Origin of the sequence: Spirosoma sp. KUDC1026, assembly GCF_013375035.1 — a bacterium.
Lineage (GTDB): Bacteria > Bacteroidota > Bacteroidia > Cytophagales > Spirosomataceae > Spirosoma.
In genome coordinates, this window is sequence record NZ_CP056032.1 from 2404786 (window position 1) to 2428172 (window position 23387).

The 23387-nt window shown below is 53.8% G+C and carries 16 protein-coding genes and 1 riboswitch; of the genes, 8 read left to right on the top strand and 8 right to left on the bottom strand.

From position 1 onward, the window contains the following. Positions 1-56 precede the first annotated feature (56 nt). Together HU175_RS10120 and HU175_RS10125 are read right to left on the bottom strand one after the other, a co-directional pair. Positions 57-2402: a S9 family peptidase gene (locus HU175_RS10120; RefSeq protein ID WP_176566481.1), complete on the bottom strand. Its 2346-nt coding sequence runs from the start codon at positions 2400-2402 to the stop codon at positions 57-59. A gap of 226 nt (positions 2403-2628) precedes the next feature. Then, entirely contained in the window at positions 2629-2940 is a 312-nt protein-coding gene (locus HU175_RS10125) for a hypothetical protein (protein WP_176566482.1), read from the bottom strand. A 935-nt stretch (positions 2941-3875) separates the two neighbouring features. Here HU175_RS10125 and HU175_RS10130 point away from each other — a divergent pair. Beyond that, positions 3876-6581 (top strand): S8 family serine peptidase, encoded by a 2706-nt coding sequence (locus tag HU175_RS10130; RefSeq protein WP_176566483.1) that lies wholly within the window; start codon positions 3876-3878, stop codon positions 6579-6581. A gap of 59 nt (positions 6582-6640) precedes the next feature. Here the strand turns inward: HU175_RS10130 and HU175_RS10135 are convergent, their stop codons facing one another. Further along, the gene (locus HU175_RS10135) at positions 6641-8866 is read right to left on the bottom strand and encodes a xanthine dehydrogenase family protein molybdopterin-binding subunit (protein ID WP_176566484.1); all 2226 of its coding nucleotides are present in this window, start codon (positions 8864-8866) and stop codon (positions 6641-6643) included. A gap of 187 nt (positions 8867-9053) precedes the next feature. Here HU175_RS10135 and HU175_RS10140 point away from each other — a divergent pair, with 187 nt between their 5' ends. From HU175_RS10140 to HU175_RS10160, 5 genes are all read left to right on the top strand, one after another. Then, positions 9054-9422 carry a hypothetical protein gene (locus HU175_RS10140; protein ID WP_176566485.1) on the top strand — a complete coding sequence of 123 codons (369 nt, stop codon included), beginning with the start codon at positions 9054-9056 and terminating at the stop codon, positions 9420-9422. 21 nt (positions 9423-9443) lie between these two features. Further along, complete coding sequence (locus HU175_RS10145) at positions 9444-9824, top strand: PPC domain-containing protein (protein ID WP_176566486.1); 381 nt, start codon at positions 9444-9446, stop codon at positions 9822-9824. A 215-nt stretch (positions 9825-10039) separates the two neighbouring features. Then, a complete protein-coding gene (locus HU175_RS10150; RefSeq protein ID WP_176566487.1) occupies positions 10040-11083 on the top strand; it encodes an SDR family NAD(P)-dependent oxidoreductase in 1044 nt (347 codons plus the stop codon). Between the two features lie 121 nt (positions 11084-11204). Continuing rightward, positions 11205-11948, top strand: a complete 744-nt coding sequence (locus HU175_RS10155) for an FkbM family methyltransferase (RefSeq protein WP_176566488.1) — start codon at positions 11205-11207, stop codon at positions 11946-11948. 144 nt (positions 11949-12092) lie between these two features. Further along, positions 12093-12614, top strand: coding sequence for a GreA/GreB family elongation factor (locus HU175_RS10160; RefSeq protein ID WP_176566489.1), 522 nt, complete (start codon positions 12093-12095; stop codon positions 12612-12614). A gap of 97 nt (positions 12615-12711) precedes the next feature. Here HU175_RS10160 and HU175_RS10165 read toward each other — a convergent pair whose 3' ends face one another. Further along, positions 12712-14688, bottom strand: coding sequence for a TonB-dependent receptor plug domain-containing protein (locus tag HU175_RS10165; RefSeq protein ID WP_176566490.1), 1977 nt, complete (start codon positions 14686-14688; stop codon positions 12712-12714). Between the two features lie 57 nt (positions 14689-14745). Beyond that, positions 14746-14983: riboswitch (cobalamin riboswitch) on the bottom strand. 105 nt (positions 14984-15088) lie between these two features. Continuing rightward, a complete protein-coding gene (locus tag HU175_RS10170) occupies positions 15089-17926 on the bottom strand; it encodes a M14 metallopeptidase family protein (RefSeq protein ID WP_176566491.1) in 2838 nt (945 codons plus the stop codon). Between the two features lie 449 nt (positions 17927-18375). On the opposite strand from HU175_RS10170, the gene namA reads away from it, so the two are divergent. Beyond that, positions 18376-19446, top strand: coding sequence for an NADPH dehydrogenase NamA (namA, locus tag HU175_RS10175; RefSeq protein WP_176566492.1), 1071 nt, complete (start codon positions 18376-18378; stop codon positions 19444-19446). Positions 19447-19485: 39 nt separating this feature from the next. Then, entirely contained in the window at positions 19486-20478 is a 993-nt protein-coding gene (locus tag HU175_RS10180) for an aldo/keto reductase (RefSeq protein WP_176566493.1), read from the top strand. 305 nt (positions 20479-20783) lie between these two features. Here HU175_RS10180 and HU175_RS10185 read toward each other — a convergent pair whose 3' ends face one another. The 3 genes from HU175_RS10185 to nirD all read right to left on the bottom strand — a co-directional run bounded on the left by HU175_RS10185 (position 20784) and on the right by nirD (position 23382). Further along, positions 20784-21452, bottom strand: coding sequence for a response regulator transcription factor (locus HU175_RS10185; RefSeq protein ID WP_176566494.1), 669 nt, complete (start codon positions 21450-21452; stop codon positions 20784-20786). A gap of 3 nt (positions 21453-21455) precedes the next feature. Continuing rightward, a complete protein-coding gene (locus HU175_RS10190; RefSeq protein WP_176566495.1) occupies positions 21456-22937 on the bottom strand; it encodes a histidine kinase in 1482 nt (493 codons plus the stop codon). Positions 22938-23031: 94 nt separating this feature from the next. Then, complete coding sequence (nirD, locus tag HU175_RS10195) at positions 23032-23382, bottom strand: nitrite reductase small subunit NirD (protein ID WP_176566496.1); 351 nt, start codon at positions 23380-23382, stop codon at positions 23032-23034. Positions 23383-23387 lie beyond the last annotated feature (5 nt).

Consider the following 23387-nt stretch of genomic DNA (forward strand, 5'->3'; position numbering starts at 1 on the left):
TTATCCAATTTAATTAGTGGTCTTAAAAACGGGGCGCACTATAAATCAGGGGTACATTAGTTGACCTGATTCCGGGAATCAGATTTTATTTCCAGCTTGAATTCCTTAGGTGGTTCAGCACCTGCCAGGTTCTTAACGAAATAATCCCACCGCCGACGGGTCATGTAGGGCGAGTAGCTGCCGAAGCCGTGGGCACTGTTCGGGAAAATGACGAGATCGTAATCTTTATTAGCTTTTTCCAGTGCTTCCACAACCAACAGCGTATTGTACGGCGGTACGTTGTCGTCCATCATACCGTGGGCCAGCATCAATTTACCTTTCAGGTTCTTAGCGTAGGTCTGGTTGGCCTGCGCTTCGTAATCAACGTTGGCCGCTAAGCCATCATAGCGATCGCCCCAGTCGTCTTCGTAGTTGCGGTTATCGTGGTTGCCCGATTCTGAAATCCCCACTTTAAAGAAGTCCGGATAGCGGAACATGGCCGTTGCCGTGGCGAAACCACCGCCCGAATGGCCCCAGATGCCGACGCGAGCCGTATCCAGGTAGGCGTATTTTTGTGCGAGTTGCCGGATGCCCGTGATCTGATCGGGTAGGGTATTTTCGGACATGTTGCCGTAGCTCATGTCGTGAAAGCTTTTGGAACGTAGCGGGTTACTGGTACCTTCGATCTCGACCACAACAAAACCCAGCTCCGCCAGCGACTGGTTGTCTTTCCGAGCGGCTGAGAAGAACCAGCTACCTACGCTGCCGCCCTGCGGACCAGGATAGATGTAGTCGATCACCGGGTATTTTTTGCTGGGATCCAGTTTCGTGGGTTTGTAGAGCAGGCCGTAAATATCGGTTTTGCCATCGGCAGCTTTTACCGTAATGGGCGTTGGTGGTGTCCAGCCCGTAGCGGTCAGGCGCGAAATGTCGGCTTTCTCCAGCGTTGAAATGAGTTTCCCGGCCATGTTACGTAATACAGTAACAGGTGGTACGTTCGGCTGCGAATAGCTGTCGACGAAATACGTACCCGAAGGCGAAATCGTCACCATGTGGTTGCCTTCTTCGGGCGTGAGCACGGTGAAGTTTTTGCCATCGAAACCAATTTTGCAGAACTGACCAAAGTAGGGGTTAACAGCCTGGCGACCGTTGGCAATGAAATACAATGTCCGGGTTTTCTCATCCACGCGCAGGAGCCGGGTCACCAGCCAGTCGCCTTTGGTGATCTGATTTTTCAGCTTGCCGGTAGCTGCGTCGTAGAGGTACAGATGCCCCCAGTTATCGCGCTCGGAAAACCAGATGATCTCGTTAGATTTATCGAGGTAGCGCCAGTTGATGGCTCCCCAGCCCGACTCGTACTGGGTCGGTACCGTTTCTTCAAACACTTCTCGAACGGCTCCCGTCGCGGCATCGGCCAGGCGGATTTTTTCCTGTTTATGATCGCGGGAGGTGGAGACAAAGGCTAGTTTAGTCGCATCCTCGTTCCAGTTTACATCGTCGAACGTGCCGCTGCTGGCAATATCGTCGCTCAGCGTAGCACGGTGCGGATCGGCAGGAATCTGCAGCTGGATTACCTTCGGATTGTCGACCTCGATAATGACTCGCTGAATGGTGGCAATATGTTCGTCGCCGGGGAGCGGGTATTTCCACTGTTTCAGCATTGGTTTACCGACGTTGGTTGTTACCAGGTACATGTCGCTGACCTGCCGCTGATCCTGTTTGAACGTAGCAATTTTCTTTGAATCGGGCGACCACGCCAGGATGGCCCGATCGCTGGATTTCCAGCCTGCGTTGTCCGTTGCGTAGCCAAAATCCTTGATCCCATCGGTCGTGAGCTGGGTTTCTTTCCCCGTTGCTACGTCGCGCACCCACAGGTTGTACTCTTTGATGTAAGCCGCTCGCTTTTTATCGGGCGAAAGTACGGCCGGACCAGCGCTGCCCCGGCTGGGTCGGCCGCCACCGTCGTTGAACGAAGACGTCTGGGCCGGAGCCGTGTCGGGGGTAATTTCGTAGGTTTTCAGGTTGCAGGACCAGCGCTTGCCGTTGGCCTGAAATAAAACCGCCGTCAGGTCGGGCGAGAAACTGATGGTCTGAAATGGAAGCCGATTTGCCTGATAAGTTTTTCCCGCTACGGCCGAAAGCGCACTGGCCAGTTTCTGATGATCGAAAGCAGGAGCGCGCGTACCTTTGGCCGGATCGACCAGGATAAACTCGCTGCCGTTGGCGTTCAGGTCGCGGTACCAGAACCGGTCACTGGTGAGCCAGTTTGGCCGAACCGTTGCGTGATCGACCAATTGCTCGGCGTTGGTCGATAGAAATCGCTGCGCCTGTTCATAATCAGTGGCGGTCAGCGTAGGGCGCTGCTGCGCATACGCCGATGCGATGGCCAGGCTAACCAGGCCCACAAGGACTGTTTTTTTCATTGTAGATGAACGTGAAACGCCGAAACTGGCTGAGGGCAGATTGCCCTGGCGATACAATCGGCGATTTTGCCAAACTACAAAAATTTGGGCAATCCCTGGTAATGACGGCCAAGTTTAAACGCAGGGCCAGCGTAACAAACCGGCTGATTACCGACAACGAAAGCAATGCCGCTGTTTGTTATGCTTTCGTTGCCGGTAAATGAATTCAGCTCGTCGGGCTTACCGTCTAAGCGAAAAAGCTAGGGCGCCGAACCTCGCCAGCAGTCTGCCAGCTGGCATCCCGCCGACGTAGTGCCTGCGCGATGGTGATAATCTGTTCGCCAAGCTGCCCCTGTCCTTCGAACGAAGCCCGCTCGTACTGCTCCTGCCGGGAAGCATCCCAGTCGAAGAGTTCGGTTTTAGCGTCGTAGATACCGACTGGCTTGCGGCCTTTGTGGTTTGCTACCAGTTGCAGGATTGATTCGGCTTCGGTGCGGCTGTTACAGGAAACGTGGTGGTACTGCTCACGGAATTGATAAATTACTGAAAAACGGTTCATAACTCTTATGGTTTGGTTGCGGCAGCGCGTATCCCTTTGGAGGCTCCGGCGCAACGATGGTTCTTAATAAAACAGACTGGAAATAGCGGTAGATAATGCCACGTTCGATCAGTAGCGGGCATTTACCCAATTACCGCCAAAGGGAGTTGCGTTACGGCATAAACCCTCAAAAACTGCTTGATTTCGACGCACGAAAGACGAAAAAGTCATCCGCGTAAAAGTGCAAATTCTTGTCCAGGTAATCGTTGTCTTATCCCCGCGCTTTGTGATGAACTGTACGCTCATGGTAGGTATAATAAGTTAATAATCAGCCTGAAAAATGAGAGAGCACTTACCCTCTCGTTCAATTTATAAACTGAATAAGGTGATGAATAAGTTTTGGTTTATTGGTAAAGTGCAAAAAGTGCCTACGATTTTTCATCGAAAAGATGAATAGTACAAGTGATTCCTGTACAAAGGCTATGATTTTGAGCAGAATACGGCATGTAAAAAGACAGCTGCCAGACTAGCGTATAAACAAATAGCTATAAATCAGAAAATTATATCTGGGGAAAATTAAATGCCGACTGCCTGGCAGAACAGTAAATCTGACCGACAAGTAAGATCGCTATACCTGTAACCTACACTACCGATAAGCGCCCATTTTTAATGGCTTTGCGTAGAACGCCATAGTATTAATAAATCATTAAAAGAATATTGTTATAGTATTATTCTGCTATAAGTGTAATATTCAGTAAAAAATTTGGCATTTATCTGATAAATGTAAATCTATACCTGTAAAACTGTTCGTATGTATGGTTACATACGGAAATTCAGCTTTTGAGAACAGACTGCAGCTGTTCGCGAAATGCGCGACTTCTGGCATGTTTCAGCCTGGCCGAATTTGGACTCGGGGCTGGATTTGTTCAGTTCACGTCTACTTACCTACGAAAGCAATGAAAAAACTTTTAGCTGTTTTATTTCTTTGTAGCTTTTCCATCTCTCGCCTGTGGGCACAGGCCACGGTCGATCCGGAATTACGGACGGCCCTACGAACAAACCCATTGGCGCAGGTCATTGTAACGTTTAACGGAAGCGGGGCTCCTTCACCAACGCAGGTTGGTCTCCTGGCGCGGCTGGGTATTTTGAAAGGCGTTACGTTGCGGGCGTTGCCGATTGCGGGGGTACTGGCCACGGCCCTTCAGGTGGAAGCGCTGGCGCTACGTCCGGAAGTACGTTCGATCTATCTTAACAAACGACTGACTTACTTCAATTTCGACGATACGCACCTGACGGGCGTTAAACGACTGCGAGCCGATAAATCGATGACCGCCCGTAACAACGGTTCGCCCATTTCCGGTAAGGGTATCGGGGTGCTCATTAACGATAGTGGTGTTGATGGGACGCATGACGATATCAAGTTTGGTTCGCACCTGGTTCAAAACACGCTGGGGTCGACCAACCTGAATTCGCTGAGCTCGTTGTTGCCGGTAACCTATATCGAAGGCATACCAAATACCGACAATAACTCGGGGCACGGAACGCACTGCGCCGGTACGGTGGGCGGAAACGGAACTAAGTCGGGTGGGAAATATGAGGGCGTTGCTCCTGGCGCTTCGCTGCTGGGTTACGGTTCGGGCGCGGCTCTGCTGGTGCTGGATGCCATCGGTGGCTTCGATTACGCCCTGACGCATCAGTATCAATACAACATCCGCGTGATCAGTAATTCGTTCGGAACCAGTGGTACGTTCGATCCGAATGATCCGCTCAATATAGCTACCAAGAAAGCCTACGATCGGGGAATGGTTGTCGTATTTGCGGCTGGCAATGAAGGACCTGGTGCCGACACGCACAATCCATACGCCATTGCTCCCTGGGTTATCTCAGTGGGCGCGGGCGACCGGTATGGCCGTCTGGCTGAGTTTTCCTCGCGAGGTGTGCTGAACGAAGGTGGTTCGTTTACAGTCGATGGCGAAAGCTGGTCGTTCAAAAACGAACCGACCATCGTCGCGCCGGGCGTTGACGTCGTGTCGACGCGGGTGATCGGTCCGATTGCCTCGCTGGGCATTCAGCAGGACGTCGAAACGCTGGAACCTGCCCATGTCCCGTTCTACACGCATATGAGCGGTACCTCGATGGCCACTCCGCACCTGGCGGGGGTTGTGGCGCTGATGCTGGAGGCCAAACCGTCGCTTTCACCTGCTCAGGTAAAGGAAATTATTCAGAAAACGGCGACTAACATGCCCAGTCGGCAGTCGTGGGAAGTGGGGGCTGGTTACGTAAACGCGTACGCAGCCATTGATAAAATTTACCGGAACGCAGCCTTTGGCTCGACGGTCAACAGCGCCCGGACATTTACCAGCAGTGTCGACAGTCAGGTGTCAACGCAGAACTTTTCGATTAATTACAACCCGGCGCTGACGACCAATAACCAGATCACGTTCTCAGTCGCGTCGGGTACTAACAGTATTGACGTAAAAATGTCGGCAGGTGGCCTACTGGGGCAGACCGGTAATTCGACCAACCTGATCCTGACCGACCCAGCGGGCACGCAGTATCGGTCGGGTATTCCGGTGGCGTTCGCGCTGTCGTCCGATCGGAGTGTAGCGGTTGCTTCGCCCAAACCCGGTGTCTGGACCCTGAAAGCGGATGGGCTGCAGGGCGTTGCGTTACCCGAAACAGTTACGGGTACGATTACGCTGCTAACCGCTAGTGGTACCTCGGGTCTGCGCGACATCGTTGGCCACCCCGCCGAAGCGTCCATCAAAATGGCGGTCAGCAACCGGCTGGTCGATGGGATCTACGGTGAGTTCCGCCCCAACGAATCGCTGAAACGCATTCACCTGGCCGACTACCTGACCATGGGGCAGGCCATTCGGCAGTTTTTCCCAACAGAAGGAACAAAAACGTTTTTCGACGTAGAAGGAACGCAGGTGTTGCTGGCCGAAGCGGTAACGGCTAAAGGTGGCGCATTGCGTGATAATCAGCAGAAGTTCAATGGGGTGATGCTGCCCAAGTATAAGGATATTTTCTCGCCCTGGGATGATGTAAACCGCGTGTCGCTGACTTATTCACTGGTGCAGAGTCTGGGGCTGCAGGAAGCTGCGCTGGCCCGAATCGGCAAGCCTATCTCGGTTACTGTGAACGGCGAAACGCTGACGATCGAAGATGCGTCCAGCATCCCCGCTGGTCTGGAAGGCTACGTCAGCGTGGCGCTGGAGCTGAATCTGATCAACGCTTTCTTCACGGCCTCGCAGGGGCCTTACGATCTGAAGCCAACCCTGCACGCTACGTTCAAACCGGGCCAGACGGTAAGCCGGGCCGACTTTGCAGTGATCGTGACGCGGACCTTCCCGCAGTGGGAAGCGCTTACCCAGCCTGGCGCTCGGGTAGCAGCCCAGGAGTTGGCGCGGGAGACAACTGCTTATCCAAATCCGTTCTCGGGGAGTACGACCATCAGTTACACCCTGCCGCAGGAAGAACACGTAACGGTAGAGGTGTCGAGCGTGCTGGGCTACCGGCTGCAAACGCTGGTGAACGAACAAAAACCAGCCGGTCGCCATCAGGTCAACTTCGACGGCAACGGACTGATGCCCGGCAATTACCTAATCAGTGTCAAAACGCCGACGGGTTCGTCATCCCGCCGGGTTGTCGTGAAATAAACAATAAATTGGTTTGTTTAGCAAAGGCCGGTTCCTGTTGGGGCCGGCCTTTTTGCTGATCAGCCAATCAGTTTATCGGGCGTAATGGGCAGGTCGCGAACCCGCTTGCCGGTGGCGTGGTACACTGCATTGGCAATGGCCGCGGCAAATCCAATCAAACCAATTTCACCCATGCCCTTTGCTCCAATCGGATCAATAATGGTATCGGGTTCGTCAATCAGGATCACGTCAACGTCTGGTATGTCGGCGCAAACAGGCAGATGGTATTCAGCCAGGTTGTTGTTCGTATAGCGGCCGTAGCGATGGTCGAGAATGCCCTCTTCCATCAGCGCCATGCCGATACCCCAGGCAACGCATCCGTGCACCTGGCTATGGGCTGTTTTCTGGTTGACAACCTTGCCGACATCCAGCGCCGACACCACCCGCTGCATCCGGACCTCGCCCGTTGCGGGATGAACATGCACCTCAACAAACGTAGCGCAGAACGACTTGCTGGAATAGTTCTTCTGCTCTGGCCCGCTTTCTGAATCGACCTTTACTTCGACAGCAGGCAGCTTCTGCTGCTTCAGTACGTCAGCATACGATACGTGTCCTGCTTTTGTTTTATGCCTGATCTGCCCGTTCTCCGCCATCAGGTCAGCAACGGCAGCGCCATGCAGCGGAGTGCCGTCCTGCTGGCTGGCCAGGCTCAGTAGTTTCTGTTGCAGGGCCACGCAGACATCATGCACGGCTGATCCTACAGACGCCGTCGTATGCGAACCGAACTGGCCTGGCGCGGGTGGAAATGAAGAATCGCCCAGTTCGAAACGTACCAGCGCTGGGTTGAGGCCCAGCACCGAAGCCGCGATCTGGGTCATGATGGTGTACGTACCGGGGCCAACGTCGGCGGTTGAACTACGTACCAGAACGGTCCCGTCGGCCATCAGTCTGGCGCTGGCCGATGCCTTCGTCCGGGCGGCTTTATAGATGCCCGCGCTCATGCCCATACCCACCAGCCAGTCGCCCGACCGCATGGAGCGGGGATTGGGGTCGCGTTTCGACCAGCCGAACTGCTTGGCTCCGCGTTCGTAGCAGGCTTTTAGCTGATTGCTCGACCAGGGTAGTTTCGCTTCGGGGTCGGTAGCTGCGAAGTTCTTGATGCGCAACTCAACCGGGTCCATACGCAGCGCATAGGCTAGCTCGTCCATTGCCGACTCCAGGGCAAACGAGCCACTGGCTTCGCCGGGGCCACGTGTCCAGCAGGGCGTACTCAGATCGAGCGGCACCAGTTTGTAAACTGTGTTCAGGTTCGGCACGGCGTACATACTTTTGGTGGGGTCGACGATCCGTTCGGTGAACTGCTCGAAGGTAGACGTCATACCAAAGGCCTCGTGCGTCAGGCCAACCAGCGTTCCATCGGCAGTGACACCCAGGCCAACCTTTTGCGTGGACCGGGGCCGGTAGCCGACCATATTAAAGGCCTGCTCGCGTTTCAGCGCCACCTTGACCGGGCGACCAACCTGCTTGGCTCCCAGAATAGCGGCCATTTCCTGGGGCCATACCCGCGACGAGCTGCCGAAGGCACCACCCACAAAGGGCGAATGGATCTGCACGTTGCTTTCGGGGAGTTGAAACAACCGCATGATGTCTTTCTGCGCCAGCTTTGTTGCCTGGGTTTTATTATACACGGTCACCTTGTCTGTGCCCTCCCAAACGGCCGTGGCCGCGTGGGGTTCCATTGGGTTGTGGACATTGATCGGTGTCTGATATTCCTGTTCAATACGTACCGAAGCCGTTTTGTAGGCGTCGCGCTTGCCCCGCAGGTAATCATCTTCGCGCTTAGGCTTGACGCCCCGCTTCAGATTCGTTTTCAGATTGGTCTGATGCGGGCTTTTCGCGTAGGTCACTTTCACCAGCGAGGCCGCATAGGTTGCCCGTTCGAACGTATCGGCTACGACCAGGGCGACCGGCTGATTATTGTAATAAATCTGGTTGTCGTAAAAGACCCGAAACTCCTGCCCCTCTACGCGCGATTCTTTTGGGTCAATCGGAATATCGTAGCCGGGTACAGCAGGTCTGTTTTCGTGCGTAACGATCGCCAGCACACCAGGCGACCGTTCGGCTTCACGAACGTCGATGCGGGTGATTCGGCCCCGTGTAATTGTACTGGTTGCCAGGACACCAAACGTGACGCCGGGCAGGTTGTATTCGGCGGCATACGTAGCGCCACCGGTCACTTTGAGCGGACCGTCGACCCGACTCATGGGGTCGCCGAGATGAATGGGCTGGGCAAGGGCTTTGGTCATAATCGATGGATATTGAGATCGTCAACGCCTACGCTGACTAAAGTCGAAAATGAAGGGCAAGGTTTGACCTGACAAGAAGTTAGTGAGACAGTTGGTGGGCAATACCCTAACCAAAGCGGTCTTCGGCTGGTTATCCATCACAAACAATGCCCCGTGACGTGCCGGGTACGCTCCAAAATTCTATACAATGGAAACGATTTATGAATGGCTGCTGGCCTACATGGGTAAGGAGGAAAAATACTACACAATCCTGAACGCCCAGCGCCATGATGCGCATGATTCAGCGATGATTGAGGTACTGGCCCGAACCAAAGACTTTCAATCAGTAGCCATGCTGATTTACCAAAGCGCGACTCCCCCCAGCCAGCAACCAGCCTGGGTGCCCCCGCAGGCAGCGCAGACCGACTTCCTGTTCGATGACGCCCGACAAGTGGTCGAGTATCTGGAAACGGGCGAAGGTGCTACGCTGGCTAGTGATAAAACGGGGATTCATCTGATTCTGATTGTACCGGAAGACGACACGGCACCTATTGCGTTCGACCAATTCGGCCTGTAAGCGATGCTGCTATCTATGCTAATGCTGGTTACTAGCCTGTTGGGGCAAACGCCAAAACCAGCTACCAAACCAATCCGCGTTCACTTCGAGCGGGGTGCTATCACCGCGCAGATTAAAAGTCAGCTGACCGAAAAACAGGAGGGAGCTTACTACCTGGTCGATGCCAAGGCGGGGCAGCAGATGGTGGTGCATACTGCCGGGCTCTCCACCGAACCCATCTACCACATGGTGCCTATTGCAGTCGTGTATTCGCCATCGGGGAAATATAGTGGCGACAAAGGGCCTATTAACTTCGACGAGAAACTAACCGAAACCGGTACGTACACCATCCGCGTCGCCCGGAACCAGATGGCGTCGAATGTCAAGGCCGGACCATATCTACTGGAGATTATTATTCGATGAAACAGCGTAGGACGTTGGAGAAAAGACTATAGACAAGAGAGAAAAGACTACAGACGTAAGAGAAAAGAGTATGGACGGAAGACCTGCTACTGTCTTTTCTCTTACGGCTCATGTCTATGGTCTTTTAGCTATCCATCTACAGTCTTTCATCGCCTATCCAATTCTAACCTTCCTACTTCAATGGCGTTATACCCATGAATTGACCTAAAATCGATATGAATACGACTTCAAATCAGACAAAAACGCTGCTGTGGGGACTGGCCGGACTTGGAGCATGGGCCCTGACAAAAGCTCTGCTGGCACAGCGACGTAAGATAGATTTTCGGGATAAAGCGGTTATTGTAACCGGCGGATCGCGGGGGCTGGGACTGGCGATATCCCGGCAGCTGGCAAAGGAAGGGGCCAGGCTGGCTTTGTGCGCTCGTGATGCCGACGAGTTAGCCCGCGCAAAAGCCGATCTGCTGACCTATGGCGGAATGGTATTTACCTACGCCTGCGACATTACCGACAAAGCCGAAGTAGAACGTTTTGCCGAGGCCGCCCGGCAGGAAATTGGGCCCATCGACGTACTGATCAACAATGCGGGGATTATTCTGGTAACGCCCTACGAGCATAGCACGGAGGATGATTTCCGGGATGCAATGGATACCAATTTCTGGGCGCCCTATCACCTCATTAATGCCGTGCTGCCGCAGATGCTGGCCCGAAAATCGGGACGGATCGTCAACGTAACGTCCATTGGCGGGAAGATCTCCGTGCCCCATTTGCTTCCGTATTCAGCGAGCAAGTTTGCACTGGTAGGCTACTCGGAAGGGTTACGGGCCGAGTTGCTCAAAGACAACATCTACGTAACGACCGTGTGCCCCGGCCTCACCCGCACCGGCAGCCCCCGTAACGCTATTTTCAAAGGTAAAAATGAGGACGAATACGCCTGGTTCAAAATTGCTGATTCGCTGCCGCTGGTGACCAGCAGCGCCGAAGCTTGCGCCGGTGAGATCATTGATGCCTGCCGCTACGGGGAAGCCGAACGACTGGTGTCGTGGCCCACGAAGGTGAGTGCCGCCGTGCAGGGACTGAGCCCGAATCTGGTAGCTGAGCTGAGTGCCGTAACAAACGAATTTCTCCTTCCCGACAAGGAAACGGATGGTTCGGGAGGGCAGCGCGTTGCGGGAAAAGATAGCGAAACGGCCTTGTCCGATTCAGCCTTGGCAACGCTAACCGATCAGGCCGCGGTGCGCAATAATGAATTAGGAGACTAACGTTTGGTTGTTTATTCAGGAGAAACGAACAGACGGGTCATGTAAATCTGTGACCTTTCGCGTTTTCGTATTCAAAAAAATGCTGGCTTTCGCCACTGTCTGTTCGCCAAACCTGACTGAAATGAAAAAGCGCCTTGTCAAAGCGGTACGATCTGTCTTTACCCCCCTGGGGGTGTACCTGGCCCCAAATTACCCGAACATCGTGAACGGGCACAAACTGGAGGACGATCTTCGGATTTTATTACCTGAAGCTAATCCGCTCTGTTTCGATATTGGTGCTAACCGGGGGCAAACGATCGAGCTTCTGCAGGACTGCCTGAACGAGCCGAGCATTCATTCGTTCGAACCCGCATCAACGACCTATGCTGAGCTATTGAGCAAGTCGTTTGGGCCGCGTGTACAGTGTCATCAGCTTGCATTGGGGGAGCAGGTGGGCACGGCTGAATTCCGAAACTACAAAGTGTCGGAGTTGAGTTCGTTTCTGCCCATGAACCCCGACAAAAACGAAAATTTTTTCGCCGAAGAAGAGCTGATGTCGGTGGAGTCTGTGCCCGTCGACACGCTGGATAATTTCTGTTCGGTGCAGGCCATCGATCGTATCGACCTGCTCAAAATTGATACGCAGGGATTTGAACTGCCCGTCTTACACGGAGCCGCCGAGCTATTCAAACAGGGGAAAATCGGTGCCGTCCTGCTGGAGCTGAATTTCGCAACACTATACGAAGGCCAGTCCGACCCACTGGTTATTCTTCAGTTGTTACGTAGCTACCAGATGCGGCTGGTGGATTACTACGAAACCGAACGCATCAACGGCAAAGAAATCTCCTGGACAACTGCACTGTTTATTCATTACCCGAATCGCTAGCAGGAGTTTTAGTACATCTTTTTGTGTGTGTTCGGTAAACTAGACACGGTTTGACTGCAGCTGGCTGAGTTAGAAACAATTCGGCTTATAGGTCTGTTTTTTTCAATCAGGGGTAACGCCAAATTGTTCTCTCCTGAGGAGATTATGAGCAGTGCTTTTTTGAAAAACGAAACGGCTGATGCCCCCGTTGTAATACCGGCTCGCGCGCCTTTACCACCGGGTACACCCAATTACGTAACGCCCCGCGGTCTCGATCTGCTGCGTGCTGAACTCACTGATTTAGAAACTGAACGTGCTCATTTACAGGCCGCCCAAGTCGATGACCTAAATGAGCGTAGCCGGCAGCTAGCCCTGCTCAATGGGCGTATTGCGAACCTGAATCAGCGTATTTCTAGCAGTAAAGTGGTCAACACGCATGAACAGGATAGCGTCCGCTTTGGTGCTACAATTAGTTTAAAGATACTGTCGGGAAAGCTAGCCAGTACGGAACGGCACTTAACTATCGTTGGTGTCGACGAAGCAAATGCCGCCAAGGATTTGATCGCTTTCACGGCTCCTCTGGCTCGCGCCTTGCAGGGGAAACGGGTAGGAGAGGTAATTGCCTGGCCACCTGCCCAGGGCCAGCAGAAAATGGAGATCGTGGCTATCAGGTACGATATAGCCTAAGCTGCTTATTGTGCAGGCCAAGAAGATAGTTGAGGGGTGTACGAACTGCCATACGTCGCGGTTAGTACACCCCTCAACTATTTTTGTTCACATTCCCTTACAAACTCACCCGCACACCGATATTCGCTGTGCGTCGGCGGGTGTTGTAGCCGTAGCTGTCGACGTATTGTTTGTCGAACAGGTTCTGAACATCAGCGTACAGGCGGATTTGATTCAGGCGATATTCGGCGTAGAGGTCAACCGTACTATACGGAGCCAGCGTTACGTTCTCCGTGGCAAACGTGGCCGAGTTGTAGAACCGGTCGATGCGGCTACCCACCGAACGTAGTGATGCACTGGCGAACAGAGAGGGAGTGATCTGATACCCCGCCGTGAAGTTGACCAGTACCTTCGGCCGGCGGAACAGGTTGTTGTAGGTCGTGTCGCGGCCTGCTGCCTGGGTCGTCACCCGACCGTCGAGCAGGGTAAGGTTGCCGGTCAGAGCTAGTTTGCCCAGTTGCGCCTGCCCTTCAAACTCCCACCCGTGGTCGTGCTGCCGGTCGAAGTTGATGTACTGACTCGTATAGGGCGGCACTGCCAGGGACTGGAAGAAGATAACATCGCGCACCTGCCGGTTGAAATACAACGCCCGGACCCAGGCATTTTTCGCCTTGGTGAAGACCTGAATACCCGCTTCAATCGACTGACTCCGTTCTGGTTTCAACGCCCGGTTACCATACGGCGAGAAAATCTGGTACAGCGACGGAGCCCGGAAACCAGACGACAGGTTAGCAAATACTTTAACCTGATCCTGAATCAGGTACGATGGGTTGAACGAGTACGTAAATGCATTTCCGTACACCGAGTGGTGGTTATAACGTCCGCCCAGTTCGACGGACAGCCCTTTCTGCGTCCGCCAGACACCCGATGCGTAGAGGCTCAACTGACCCGTACGGGCCGTATCTGCTCCCAGCGGTGGTGACTCGTACAGACCGTATTCACTAACAGACCGGTACGTCTGGTCGGTATTGGCGAAGCGGTAGTCGGCACCGGTGAGCAGCTCGATATTTTTGCGGACCGTCAGTGTGTGGTATACCTCCGCAAACTGCGTCAGTCCGCTGTATTCACTGTAACTATACTTGTCAAAAGCGGCCGGTTCAACTGATGTCGAGTCGTCTTTGTAGACGCGTCGGCTGCCACTGACGCCGTAATTCGCAACCAGTTTGCCGCGCTCGTGAGTCCATTCCAGCCCCGCCGAGCCAAAACTGAAGCGGTTGTTGGATGTATAATCTTTTTCGTCACCGAAAGCACCTGCGTCGAGGTCTGTCTGGTAGGCCGTGGTGAGGCCGCGCAGCTTCAGCGTCAGCCGCGGATTGAGTGCAATGGCTACGTTACCGAGCAGGGCGTTCTGCCGGTAGCCGTCCTTGTCGAACGTGCCCGTGTTTTCACGATCCGTCGCTGCCGAGAACCCCGTTGATGACAGGCGCGTGTACCGCAGAGTATACGATACTTTTTCGGTAGCCCCACCCAAACCAATGCCGCCCCGGAACGTATTGTACGTGCCATACTGGGCCGTCGCTGACACACGCAGCGGCCGTTTACCCAAACCGGTACGCGTCGAGATAGAAATTACTCCGGCAACGGCATCAGAACCGTAAGCCGTTGATTGGGCTCCTTTCAGAATTTCGATCCGTTCGCACTCGCCCACCGTAATCAGGTTGAGATCGAAGGCGTTAACGGTTCCCGATGGGTCATAAACCGGTACGCCATCCAGCAGCACCAGCGTATTGCCCACCGAGGCCCCACGCAGGTACACGTCCTGGTTGGAACCCAGCGGACCCTGAGCGCCTACGATCATCAGGCCCGCCTGGCGCGTGAGCAGCTGACTGACCGTCTGCGTAGCGTAACGTTGCAGCACCGAATCGGGGAGGACCGTAACGACCTTGCCGGTCTGCGATTGTTTTTGAGGGAATTTGTTGGCCGTGACCACGACCTCATCGAGTGTTTTGGCTTCCTGAGCCAGGGCGGGTACAGTAATACCCAGAGCAGCCGGTCCCAACAGGGCGGTTGCCAGCAGGCGCGTAGTAATGCGCATGTCGAACATAGAAAAAGTGAATACCCGTCGCTGTCTATCGCTATCCTCCGTACCGATAAACAACTCACGACCAGCGGCAGGTCTCCTGACTTAGCTCACCGATTCGGGCCTTCCCGTTGCCCAGAAACGGGCAATAGTGACCAACGTAGCAAAGAATCGGCTGTCTTGAAAAACAAAGCAGTACAGTTGCGGGGACAGTCCCGGTTTTGGTCGGCAAAGACCACCGGAGTTCCCTATTAAGCCATTGCCGTCCACGCTGGGGTCGACGACGGGCACCGCGAATCCGGCGCGAAGGTACGAACGTATTGGTTACTTCGCTTGATTGAGGGCGCAAACAAGCAAAAGCGCCCGGTAGAAAATCCACCGGGCGCTTCGCCAGAACACTAAAAATCGCAGTTGCTTACTTGCCGTTCAGGTCAGCCACCGAGTTGCCGTCTGTTTCGTAAAGCTGGTTGAAGAGGAACTTGAACGTGCCCTGCGCCTGCGCCCGGAAGGTGATTTCCGGACCGAACGCATACAGTTTGCCCGCACCAATTGGTGCCATGAAAGCCGCGACGCCATCTTTCAGATACGCCTGACCCCAGGCCCAGCCGCTACGTAGTGGTTTGCCGCTGTCGAACCACGCCAGTGGTTTCACTTTGCCCGTCGCGATAGCATCGGGAGCGATGTTAAATACTGGGCTGGCGTCGAAGTAAACGTCCGTTTTGGTGGGCAGACCCCAGGTGGCCTGCTGCGTCGAATCGACATTCACGCGCAGAACACTGCCGGGAATATAGTATTTCTCGCCGGGCAGTGGGCGCTCCTGACCCGAGCTGGTTACTTCGGTCAAAGCGTTCTTGACGGGTAGACCCAGGTGATAGGCCAGGTTGGTGCTGCTGCCAATGGTGATGATGTCGCCACCTGCTTCCAGGAATTTCTTCAGTTCCGGAACCGACTTTTCGTGGGTGATCCGGCCCGTGTGCGTGCGGTACTCGGCTGGTAGTTCGTCGTTTTTCGGAATACGCGGTGCAAAATTTCGGTAAGGATCGTTGTCTTCACCCGTGTATTGTGGGATGGCCCGGGTTACGAACACAATCGCGTCGTACTTCTTACGCAGGTTACCGGCATCAACTTCCTGACTGTAGATTACTTTCATCGGGAAGTGATACTGTTCCATAATCCAGCGAACCCAGCCCGATGGCATCGAACCACCATAGGTATCCCAGAGCGCGATGCGCATGGGACTTACTTTCGCCATCGTACCCGTTGGACGTTTGGCGATGCTTGTTACGTCGATACCTAGACTCTTCGCCGATTTGTCCAGCAGCGTTTTCGCCTTTTCCGAAGCAGGTACGAAGAACGTGCCGGGGGCAACGCCCGATTTGCCGCTAACACCGGCCGCCATGCGGTACACGTCAACACCACCAGCCAGCAGATCGTTGACGGCGATAAACGAGTTATTGGCTTGTGCGTTCAGGAGGTAACCCGCGCCCGAGGTGGTCGCCATGTGGCCTTCCGGCGACTGTAGCTGACCGTACGGAATGGTTTTGAACGGGCCTTTGAAGTCGTCCAGAATCCGGTCAAACTGAACGTTCATCAGGTAGGCCAGGGTCCAGCCAGCAGCATCATACGGACGAACCGGAGGGCCACCAGGGTACTGGAAATCGTTCGGGTGATCCTGTGGTTCGAACATATCCAGCAGGTGAGGCCGGAACGCCTGAGCCGTCTTCACAACGTATGAGCCAGCGGGGTACTTCTTGCCCGCAACGGTGAAATCGCCGGTAGCCTGCTGAATCTGAATACCCGTTTTGATCAGGGCATTGATGAATTTAACCGCTGAAGCGAAATCTGCCTGATTGGCCGGGATGATGAACCCACGCGGATCGCGCAGTGGGGGAGCCTTCATCACCGAATCGTAGTACTTCGTAGGTACACCTCCGCCCGGAGCAATAAAGCCGTAAATATCCGTGTTCACACCCCGTGGCGTAGCATTCGGGTTCGCTTTCTTCTGGTCGGCGCGGTACTCTTCCGTGATCATGTCGATCCGTTTTGGCGACAGACCCCAGTAATCCTGACTACCCCGCTCGATGGAGTTTTTGCCCATGCGGTAGATGTTAAACAGCAGTTCGTCGCTGTAACGAGCCGCGTAACCCAATACAGCATAGTTCAGCGACAGCGAATAATCGATCGACTGTTTGAAATGCCATTTCTGAGGAGTGACCGGGAACGGCGTGTTTCCGTTCGGAATCAGGCGGCTTGGTACCAGCGGAATATCCTCAGGTGTTGGCCCACCGATGATTTCGGTCAGCAGACCGATCATGTTGTGGAAGTGCGTCGTTGTCCGCAGACCGCCGTTGTACCAGGTCGAGAACACCGAACCGCCCAGCCGCGTAAAGCCGGGTTTGTTTTCGGAGTTCAGCCGGTTGATCATGGCCGCGCCGAGGGCGTCGATACCCGTCACCATCAGCGGATCGAATACGTAGTTGAACGGATCACGGTAGGGGGGGCCTGCCAGTACCGATCCGGCCGGACCGCGCTGGTGGTGGTTGTACATGATCTGCGGAATCCACTCCACGAACAGCTGGCGCCCCATGTTCTGGGTTTCTTTCATGTTCATGATGAAGAAATCCCGGTTGTTGTCGTGGCCAACGTATTTCTGATACAGCCGTGGCAGGCCTTCCAACGATCGTTTCTCCGCTTTTTTCTCCCGCATATACCAGTCAGAAACGAGCTCCTGTCCGTCGGGGTTAGCATGGGTCAGCAGAATGACGTCCTGATCCAGGATTCGCATCGTTTCAGGATCCTTCCGGCTGGTAAGTTGATACGCCGTTTCGATGAGCTGCATGGTGCCCACCGTTTCGGTTGCGTGCAGACCACCATCAATCCAGACAATTGATTTCCCCTCGGACGCCAATGCTTTTGCCTGTTCATCGGTCAGACCTTCGGCATGAGCCAGTTTCTGCGAAATCTCTTTGTAACGGTCCAGTTTTTTCAGGTTTTCCGGCGACGATACGATAAGCATGTACTGCCGGCGACCTTCTTCCGTTTCGCCAATGTCAACCAGTTTAACCCGGTCTGAACTGGCAGCCAGCTTTTTGAAGTACGCTTCGGTCTGCGTATACGTAGCCAGCTGGTAATCGTCGCCGATGTTGAAGCCAAAATGCTCCTTCGGCGACGGGATGGATTGGGCCCATGCTGTACTCAGGCTAAGACCAGCGAACAGCAGCAGGGTCGATGAGCGGAAAAATTTACGCGTCATGCGGGGTTTGTTTAGGGGTAAACATTAGGCTTGGTTGCAATTGAGGGGCGAAAAGTACCATCCCGGACAGGCTGGTAGAAAGTTTTCCAGATGACGTTGAGCGGCAACAATTCAGAATAAACAGAAACGACAAAAGTAACTAAGTGATGCGTTCTGGAAAAGAAATGGTGTGTCTGGTCTACAATATTACTTAGGAATCGTTGTTAGTGATAGCTTATGTAAAACATTATTTCGAGCTTATTCGATTAGTCCAAAAATATGTGGCTGAAGTCATGCCAGAAAGTGATCGGACCCGCTTTCGTTGCCCGTTTCCCCAAACGTATGAAGGTATGGATAGGAAAAGAGGCCTGGCAATCAGCAGGCGTCGGGGAAACATTTAAAAAGTTGAATCAATTAGCCGACCAGGCTTGTTCATTTATTGTGTTATAAATCGATCTGCGTATTCGGGTATGTCCATTCTTTTTTCTCCTATTACGATCGGGCGGGTTCAGTTTAAGAACCGCATTGTTGTCTCGCCGATGTGTCAATACTCCAGCCAGGACGGGTTTTCTAACGACTGGCACCTGGTTCATTTAGGAAGCCGGGCCGTTGGCGGGGCGGGTCTTATTATTACCGAAGCGGCTGCTGTTTCACCCGAAGGCCGGATCTCGCCCGACGACCTGGGGATCTGGACCGATGAGCACATTGCGGGTCTGAAACGGATCACGCAGTTTATTGATCAGCAGGGATCCGTAGCCGGGATTCAACTGGCCCACGCTGGCCGTAAAGCCAGTACGCGCCGACCCTGGGAGGGCGGAGGGGCCATTGCCCCAACCGAAGAACGGGGCTGGGAAACCGTCGCGCCCAGTGACATCCCCTTTTATGCTGAGAAGTCAGCCCCAAAGACGTTAACTGCCGAAGGCATTCAAAACGTGATCAACGACTTTCGGGAAGCGGCCCGGCGGTCGCTGGATGCGGGTTTCCGGGTAGTCGAAGTTCACGCGGCCCATGGCTATCTGATTCACGAATTCCTGTCGCCAATCAGCAACCATCGGACCGACGACTATGGTGGCTCGTTCGAGAATCGGATTCGGCTGCTGCTGGCCATTGTCGACGCGATCAAAACCGTTTGGCCTGCTGATCTGCCTCTGTTCGTGCGTATCTCCACCACCGACTGGACCGAAGGCGGTTGGGACGGCGATGACTCGGTGAAGCTGGCCCGCATTCTTAAGGACAACGGTGTGCACGTTATCGACTGCTCGACGGGTGGCAACGTACCACACGCCAAAATTCCGGTAGCACCGAATTACCAGGTGCCTAACGCCGAGCGGATCAAACAGGAAGTGGGTATTCTGACCGGGGCGGTGGGACTGATTACAACGGCTGAACAGGCCGAGGAAATTCTGAGCAACGGCCAGGCAGACCTGATTCTGATGGCCCGCGAGCTGCTGCGAGATCCTTATTTCCCGCTTCATGCCGCTACCGATCTGGGTGATGATCTGGCATGGCCTCTGCAATACGAACGGGCGAAGCCCCGCTAGCCTGCTTTCTCTTTTTTGACTACACAAAACAATTCAACGATGGAATACAGAAAATTAGGTGAATCGGACATTCAATTGTCAGCCATTACGTTTGGCGCCTGGGCCGCTGGTGGCTGGATGTGGGGCGGAACTGAACGCAGCGGTGCGGTCGAAGCCATTAAAGCGTCGTATGATCTGGGCGTAACGTCAATCGATACGGCTCCGATTTATGGACAGGGAACGAGCGAAGAAATCGTCGGTGAAGCCATCAAAAGCATTCCCCGCGATAAAGTGCAGATTCTGACCAAATACGGGATGCGCTGGGATCTGGCAAAAGGTGACTTTGGTTTCAAAAGTCAGGACAACGACGGCAACGCCATTGATGTCTATAAATACTCGGGCAGGGAAAGCATCATCAAAGAATGTGAAGATAGTCTGAAACGGCTGGGCACCGATTACATTGACCTCTACCAGATGCACTGGCCCGACAAAACGACGCCCATCGACGAAAGTATGGAAGCCGTGTTGCGCCTGATCGAACAAGGTAAAATCCGGCAGGCGGGCGTCAGCAATTACAGCGTAGCACAGATGAAGGAAGCCGAAAAAGTGCTGGTAATAGCCTCGAACCAGGTGCCGTACAGCATGCTGAACCGTAGCGCCGAAACCGAGCTGGTACCGTACGTACTGGAAACGAACAAGTCAATTCTGGCCTATAGCCCGATGGAACGGGGTTTATTAACCGGTAAAATCCGGCCGGGCCACCAGTTTGCCCCCGGCGATCACCGGGCAACGTATCGGTTCTTCAAACCGGAAAACATCGAACAGGCCGACAAGCTGTTGCAGGCTATTAAGCCACTGGCCGATGAGAAAGGCGCGACCGTGGGCCAGCTGGTCATCCGCTGGACTATCGAGCAGCCCGGCATTACGTCGGCGCTGGTAGGTGCCCGCGACGCCGGGCAAGCCACCCAGAACGCCCAGGCCATCAACGTAACGTTGTCGGCCGACGAGATCGATTTTATCAACCAGCAACTGGCTACGCTGGAGCTGGTGTAAAGGGTTTATAGCTTTTCGTTAAGTGAGGCCAGCTCGTTCCCGAGCTGGCCTGTTTGTTATGAGGGTAAGACGTTCCCTGAAACAAGGAAAATATGATTGCTCCAGATTAACGTTTTAGTAGAATATGACAGTAATCACCCCGAAGCTATAGCCATTTACTAAAAGATAGCTAAGCTGAAATAATGGAACGCCCGCTCGGTTAGCATTAAACATAGCTCGGTTCAGTTGTAGAGCGAATCAACGCTCGATCAAAAGCTATCCCTTCAAATCGACTGGCCACTCTCCCCATACAATCAATAAACTAATCACCGCTTCCGGTCTGCCAGCGCCAGACGGATTAGGTCGACAACGTTCTTAACGTTGGCTTTGCGCATGATGCTGGCGCGCTGGTTGGCGACCGTGTTGGCGCTGACACCGAAATGACGGGCTATTTCGGGACTGCTCATGCCATTGATCAGACAGTCTAAAATCTGAGACTCCCGGGAGGTGATCCGGTTCCAGATGCCAGCCGACCTGGTGGCTTCTGCTTCTTCCGCACTGGTAACGGACGAGGCCGTCCGAAGATGTTTAATAATGATGGACGAGGCCACTGGCGGAAAATACAGGTCACCTTTGATGACCGTACGGACGGCGCGTAAAATCTCGTCCTGACTTGTGTCCTTCAGCAGGTAGCCTGCGGCCCCGTACTGCACTGATTTCAGAATATAATCCGGGTTGTTGTGCATACTGAACATCAGCGTATGCATCGTCGGGTATTCCTGCGACACAACCTTCAGGACATCGATACCCGACAGGCGGGGCATGGTAATATCGAGCAGCATCACGTCCGGCTGCGCGTCGGATAATAAAGCAAGGGCTTCGTCGCCATCAGCGGCTTCGCCCACAATTTCCATATCATCCTCGTCTTCCAGCAGGGTTCGGATTCCTTTCCGCACGACAGAATGATCATCAGTAATAAGGATACGTATTGGCATAAGTTAGTTCGGGTTAAGCGTATGACGAACCCGTACTAATACTTTTGTTCCTTTTCGCATTTTGGATGTAATAATTAGTTCACCATTCAGCAGACGCGCCCTGGTATGCATATTGTCAAGCCCTCTGTTGATTGATAGCTGATTCTCGTCTTTAGGTATTTTTACGGCAAAACCTTTGCCGTCGTCTGTTACTGCTAAGGTAATTTTTTGTCGGTCAATTTGCAACTGAATACGGATCAATTGCGCTTCGGCGTACTTGACGGCGTTGTGCAGTGCTTCCTGCGCAATGCGGTATAAACCAATCTCGGTAGCGGGTGTCAGGCGCTTAACGGCTTCGTCACTTTCGAACACAATGTCGATGCCAGAAGCCCGGGTTGTCTGATCGGCCAGCACCTTCAATGCCGACTGCAGGCCGAAATCGCTGAGCACGGATGGCATAAGGTTATAGGCAACCTGACGGGTTGTCTGGATGGTGTCATAAATCAGTTCGCACACGTCTTCGACCCGTGCCCGCTGTTTATCGTCCTGCAGGAAACCTGATTTGAGTTTTTCGGCGTGTAATTTAAGGCCTGTTAGCATCTGCCCGATACCATCGTGCAGTTCGCGAGCAAACCGACGTCGCTCTTCTTCCTGACCTTCCAGCAGGGCAGCCGCCCGGATCAGGCTTTCGGCGAGCTGAAGCTGATATTTTTCTTCGGTGGTCTGCAGCAGCTCCTGCTGCGTTTCAACCAGCTTCCGATTGGCCAGAACCAGACTTCGGTTCGTTTCTTCCAGCGCGTGGTTGGTGATTTCCAGCCGGTTGTTGGCCTGTCGCAGATTTTTTTCGGATTTATCCAGCCGCCGGACAACATTCTGGGTGTAGTTGACCACGGGTCGGAAAATAAAAAAACCTTCGATGAGCAGCGCCAGCAGAGCCGCTAGGGTAATAAAAAACTCGATTCGTTCGAGCGTTTTGACCCGTTCGAGACTTTCGGCGTCGATCTGGAACACGATGTCGTTCATCCGCAGAACGTACGAGTGTTCATGGCGCAGAATACTGCGGAGGGCTTCGTTACGTTGCGTGTCTGTGGAAGCCGGATTGTTGATCTGATTGAAACTCTGCACCAGCGACTGAAACGAAGGATCAATCGCGGTAAACATACTATCCAGCTTCGCGCTGCTGCGAATGGTAGAGCCTCTTTCCGGATGGAGGGTGCCCTGCTGAAGCTGTACGTGAGTTTTCTGCCAGAGGTTAAACAGCGAATCAAACGAGGCCGTGTCGGGCGTAGGCGTATTCTGGGAACGTAATAAAGACAATTTTGTCAGGCGCTGGCTGAGCATCCGCTGACGACCGGCAATGTTCACGACGCGGCTGTCGCCGTAATGATTGCGGATAACGTACCGGAAAAGCAGGAGCCCGCTGATTAACAAGAGGGCAATGACTGTTAGGGCCATTACGTAGAACCGCGTTAATCGGCGGGCTACCTGCTGATCGAGTTGATTCATGACTACCTGAAGTTACTGTTGGATGGATATATCCCGTCGCCCCAAAACGTAGGTTAAGGGTATCAGATTGACTCCAGAAAGACGCGAATGGGATTTAAATCCCAATATACACCATCCCGTCGGTAATTTGTACGGGGAAGGTGGCAATCTGGTAATCATCACCGCTCAGACACTGACCGGTCTGGAGCGAAAATGTACGTTTGTGGAACGGGCAGGCTACCTTGGGTTCATCTGCCTGACTGCCAATCATACCCCGGCTCAGAGCCATCTGATGACGGTGCGGGCACTCGTTGTCGGTTGCGTACCACTCACCCCGTCGGGCAAAATTAAAGATGGCAATCTGTCGACCGTCGATCAGTGCGCAGGCGCCACCGTCCTCGGGAATATCATCAACCCGGCAGGCTACGCGCCAGGTAAGTTGTGCTTTTTCGATCAGCGTTTCCATGATGG

Coding starts and splice junctions, on each gene's coding strand:
- HU175_RS10150 (WP_176566487.1), top strand. CDS start 10,040: ATGAATACGACTTCAAATCAGACAAAAACGCTGCTGTGGGGACTGGCC.
- HU175_RS10185 (WP_176566494.1), bottom strand. CDS start 21,452: ATGCCAATACGTATCCTTATTACTGATGATCATTCTGTCGTGCGGAAA.
- HU175_RS10165 (WP_176566490.1), bottom strand. CDS start 14,688: ATGCGCATTACTACGCGCCTGCTGGCAACCGCCCTGTTGGGACCGGCT.
- HU175_RS10170 (WP_176566491.1), bottom strand. CDS start 17,926: ATGACGCGTAAATTTTTCCGCTCATCGACCCTGCTGCTGTTCGCTGGT.
- HU175_RS10120 (WP_176566481.1), bottom strand. CDS start 2,402: ATGAAAAAAACAGTCCTTGTGGGCCTGGTTAGCCTGGCCATCGCATCG.
- HU175_RS10135 (WP_176566484.1), bottom strand. CDS start 8,866: ATGACCAAAGCCCTTGCCCAGCCCATTCATCTCGGCGACCCCATGAGT.
- HU175_RS10190 (WP_176566495.1), bottom strand. CDS start 22,937: ATGAATCAACTCGATCAGCAGGTAGCCCGCCGATTAACGCGGTTCTAC.
- HU175_RS10160 (WP_176566489.1), top strand. CDS start 12,093: ATGAGCAGTGCTTTTTTGAAAAACGAAACGGCTGATGCCCCCGTTGTA.
- namA (WP_176566492.1), top strand. CDS start 18,376: ATGTCCATTCTTTTTTCTCCTATTACGATCGGGCGGGTTCAGTTTAAG.
- nirD (WP_176566496.1), bottom strand. CDS start 23,382: ATGGAAACGCTGATCGAAAAAGCACAACTTACCTGGCGCGTAGCCTGC.
- HU175_RS10125 (WP_176566482.1), bottom strand. CDS start 2,940: ATGAACCGTTTTTCAGTAATTTATCAATTCCGTGAGCAGTACCACCAC.
- HU175_RS10145 (WP_176566486.1), top strand. CDS start 9,444: ATGCTGGTTACTAGCCTGTTGGGGCAAACGCCAAAACCAGCTACCAAA.
- HU175_RS10155 (WP_176566488.1), top strand. CDS start 11,205: ATGAAAAAGCGCCTTGTCAAAGCGGTACGATCTGTCTTTACCCCCCTG.
- HU175_RS10130 (WP_176566483.1), top strand. CDS start 3,876: ATGAAAAAACTTTTAGCTGTTTTATTTCTTTGTAGCTTTTCCATCTCT.
- HU175_RS10180 (WP_176566493.1), top strand. CDS start 19,486: ATGGAATACAGAAAATTAGGTGAATCGGACATTCAATTGTCAGCCATT.
- HU175_RS10140 (WP_176566485.1), top strand. CDS start 9,054: ATGGAAACGATTTATGAATGGCTGCTGGCCTACATGGGTAAGGAGGAA.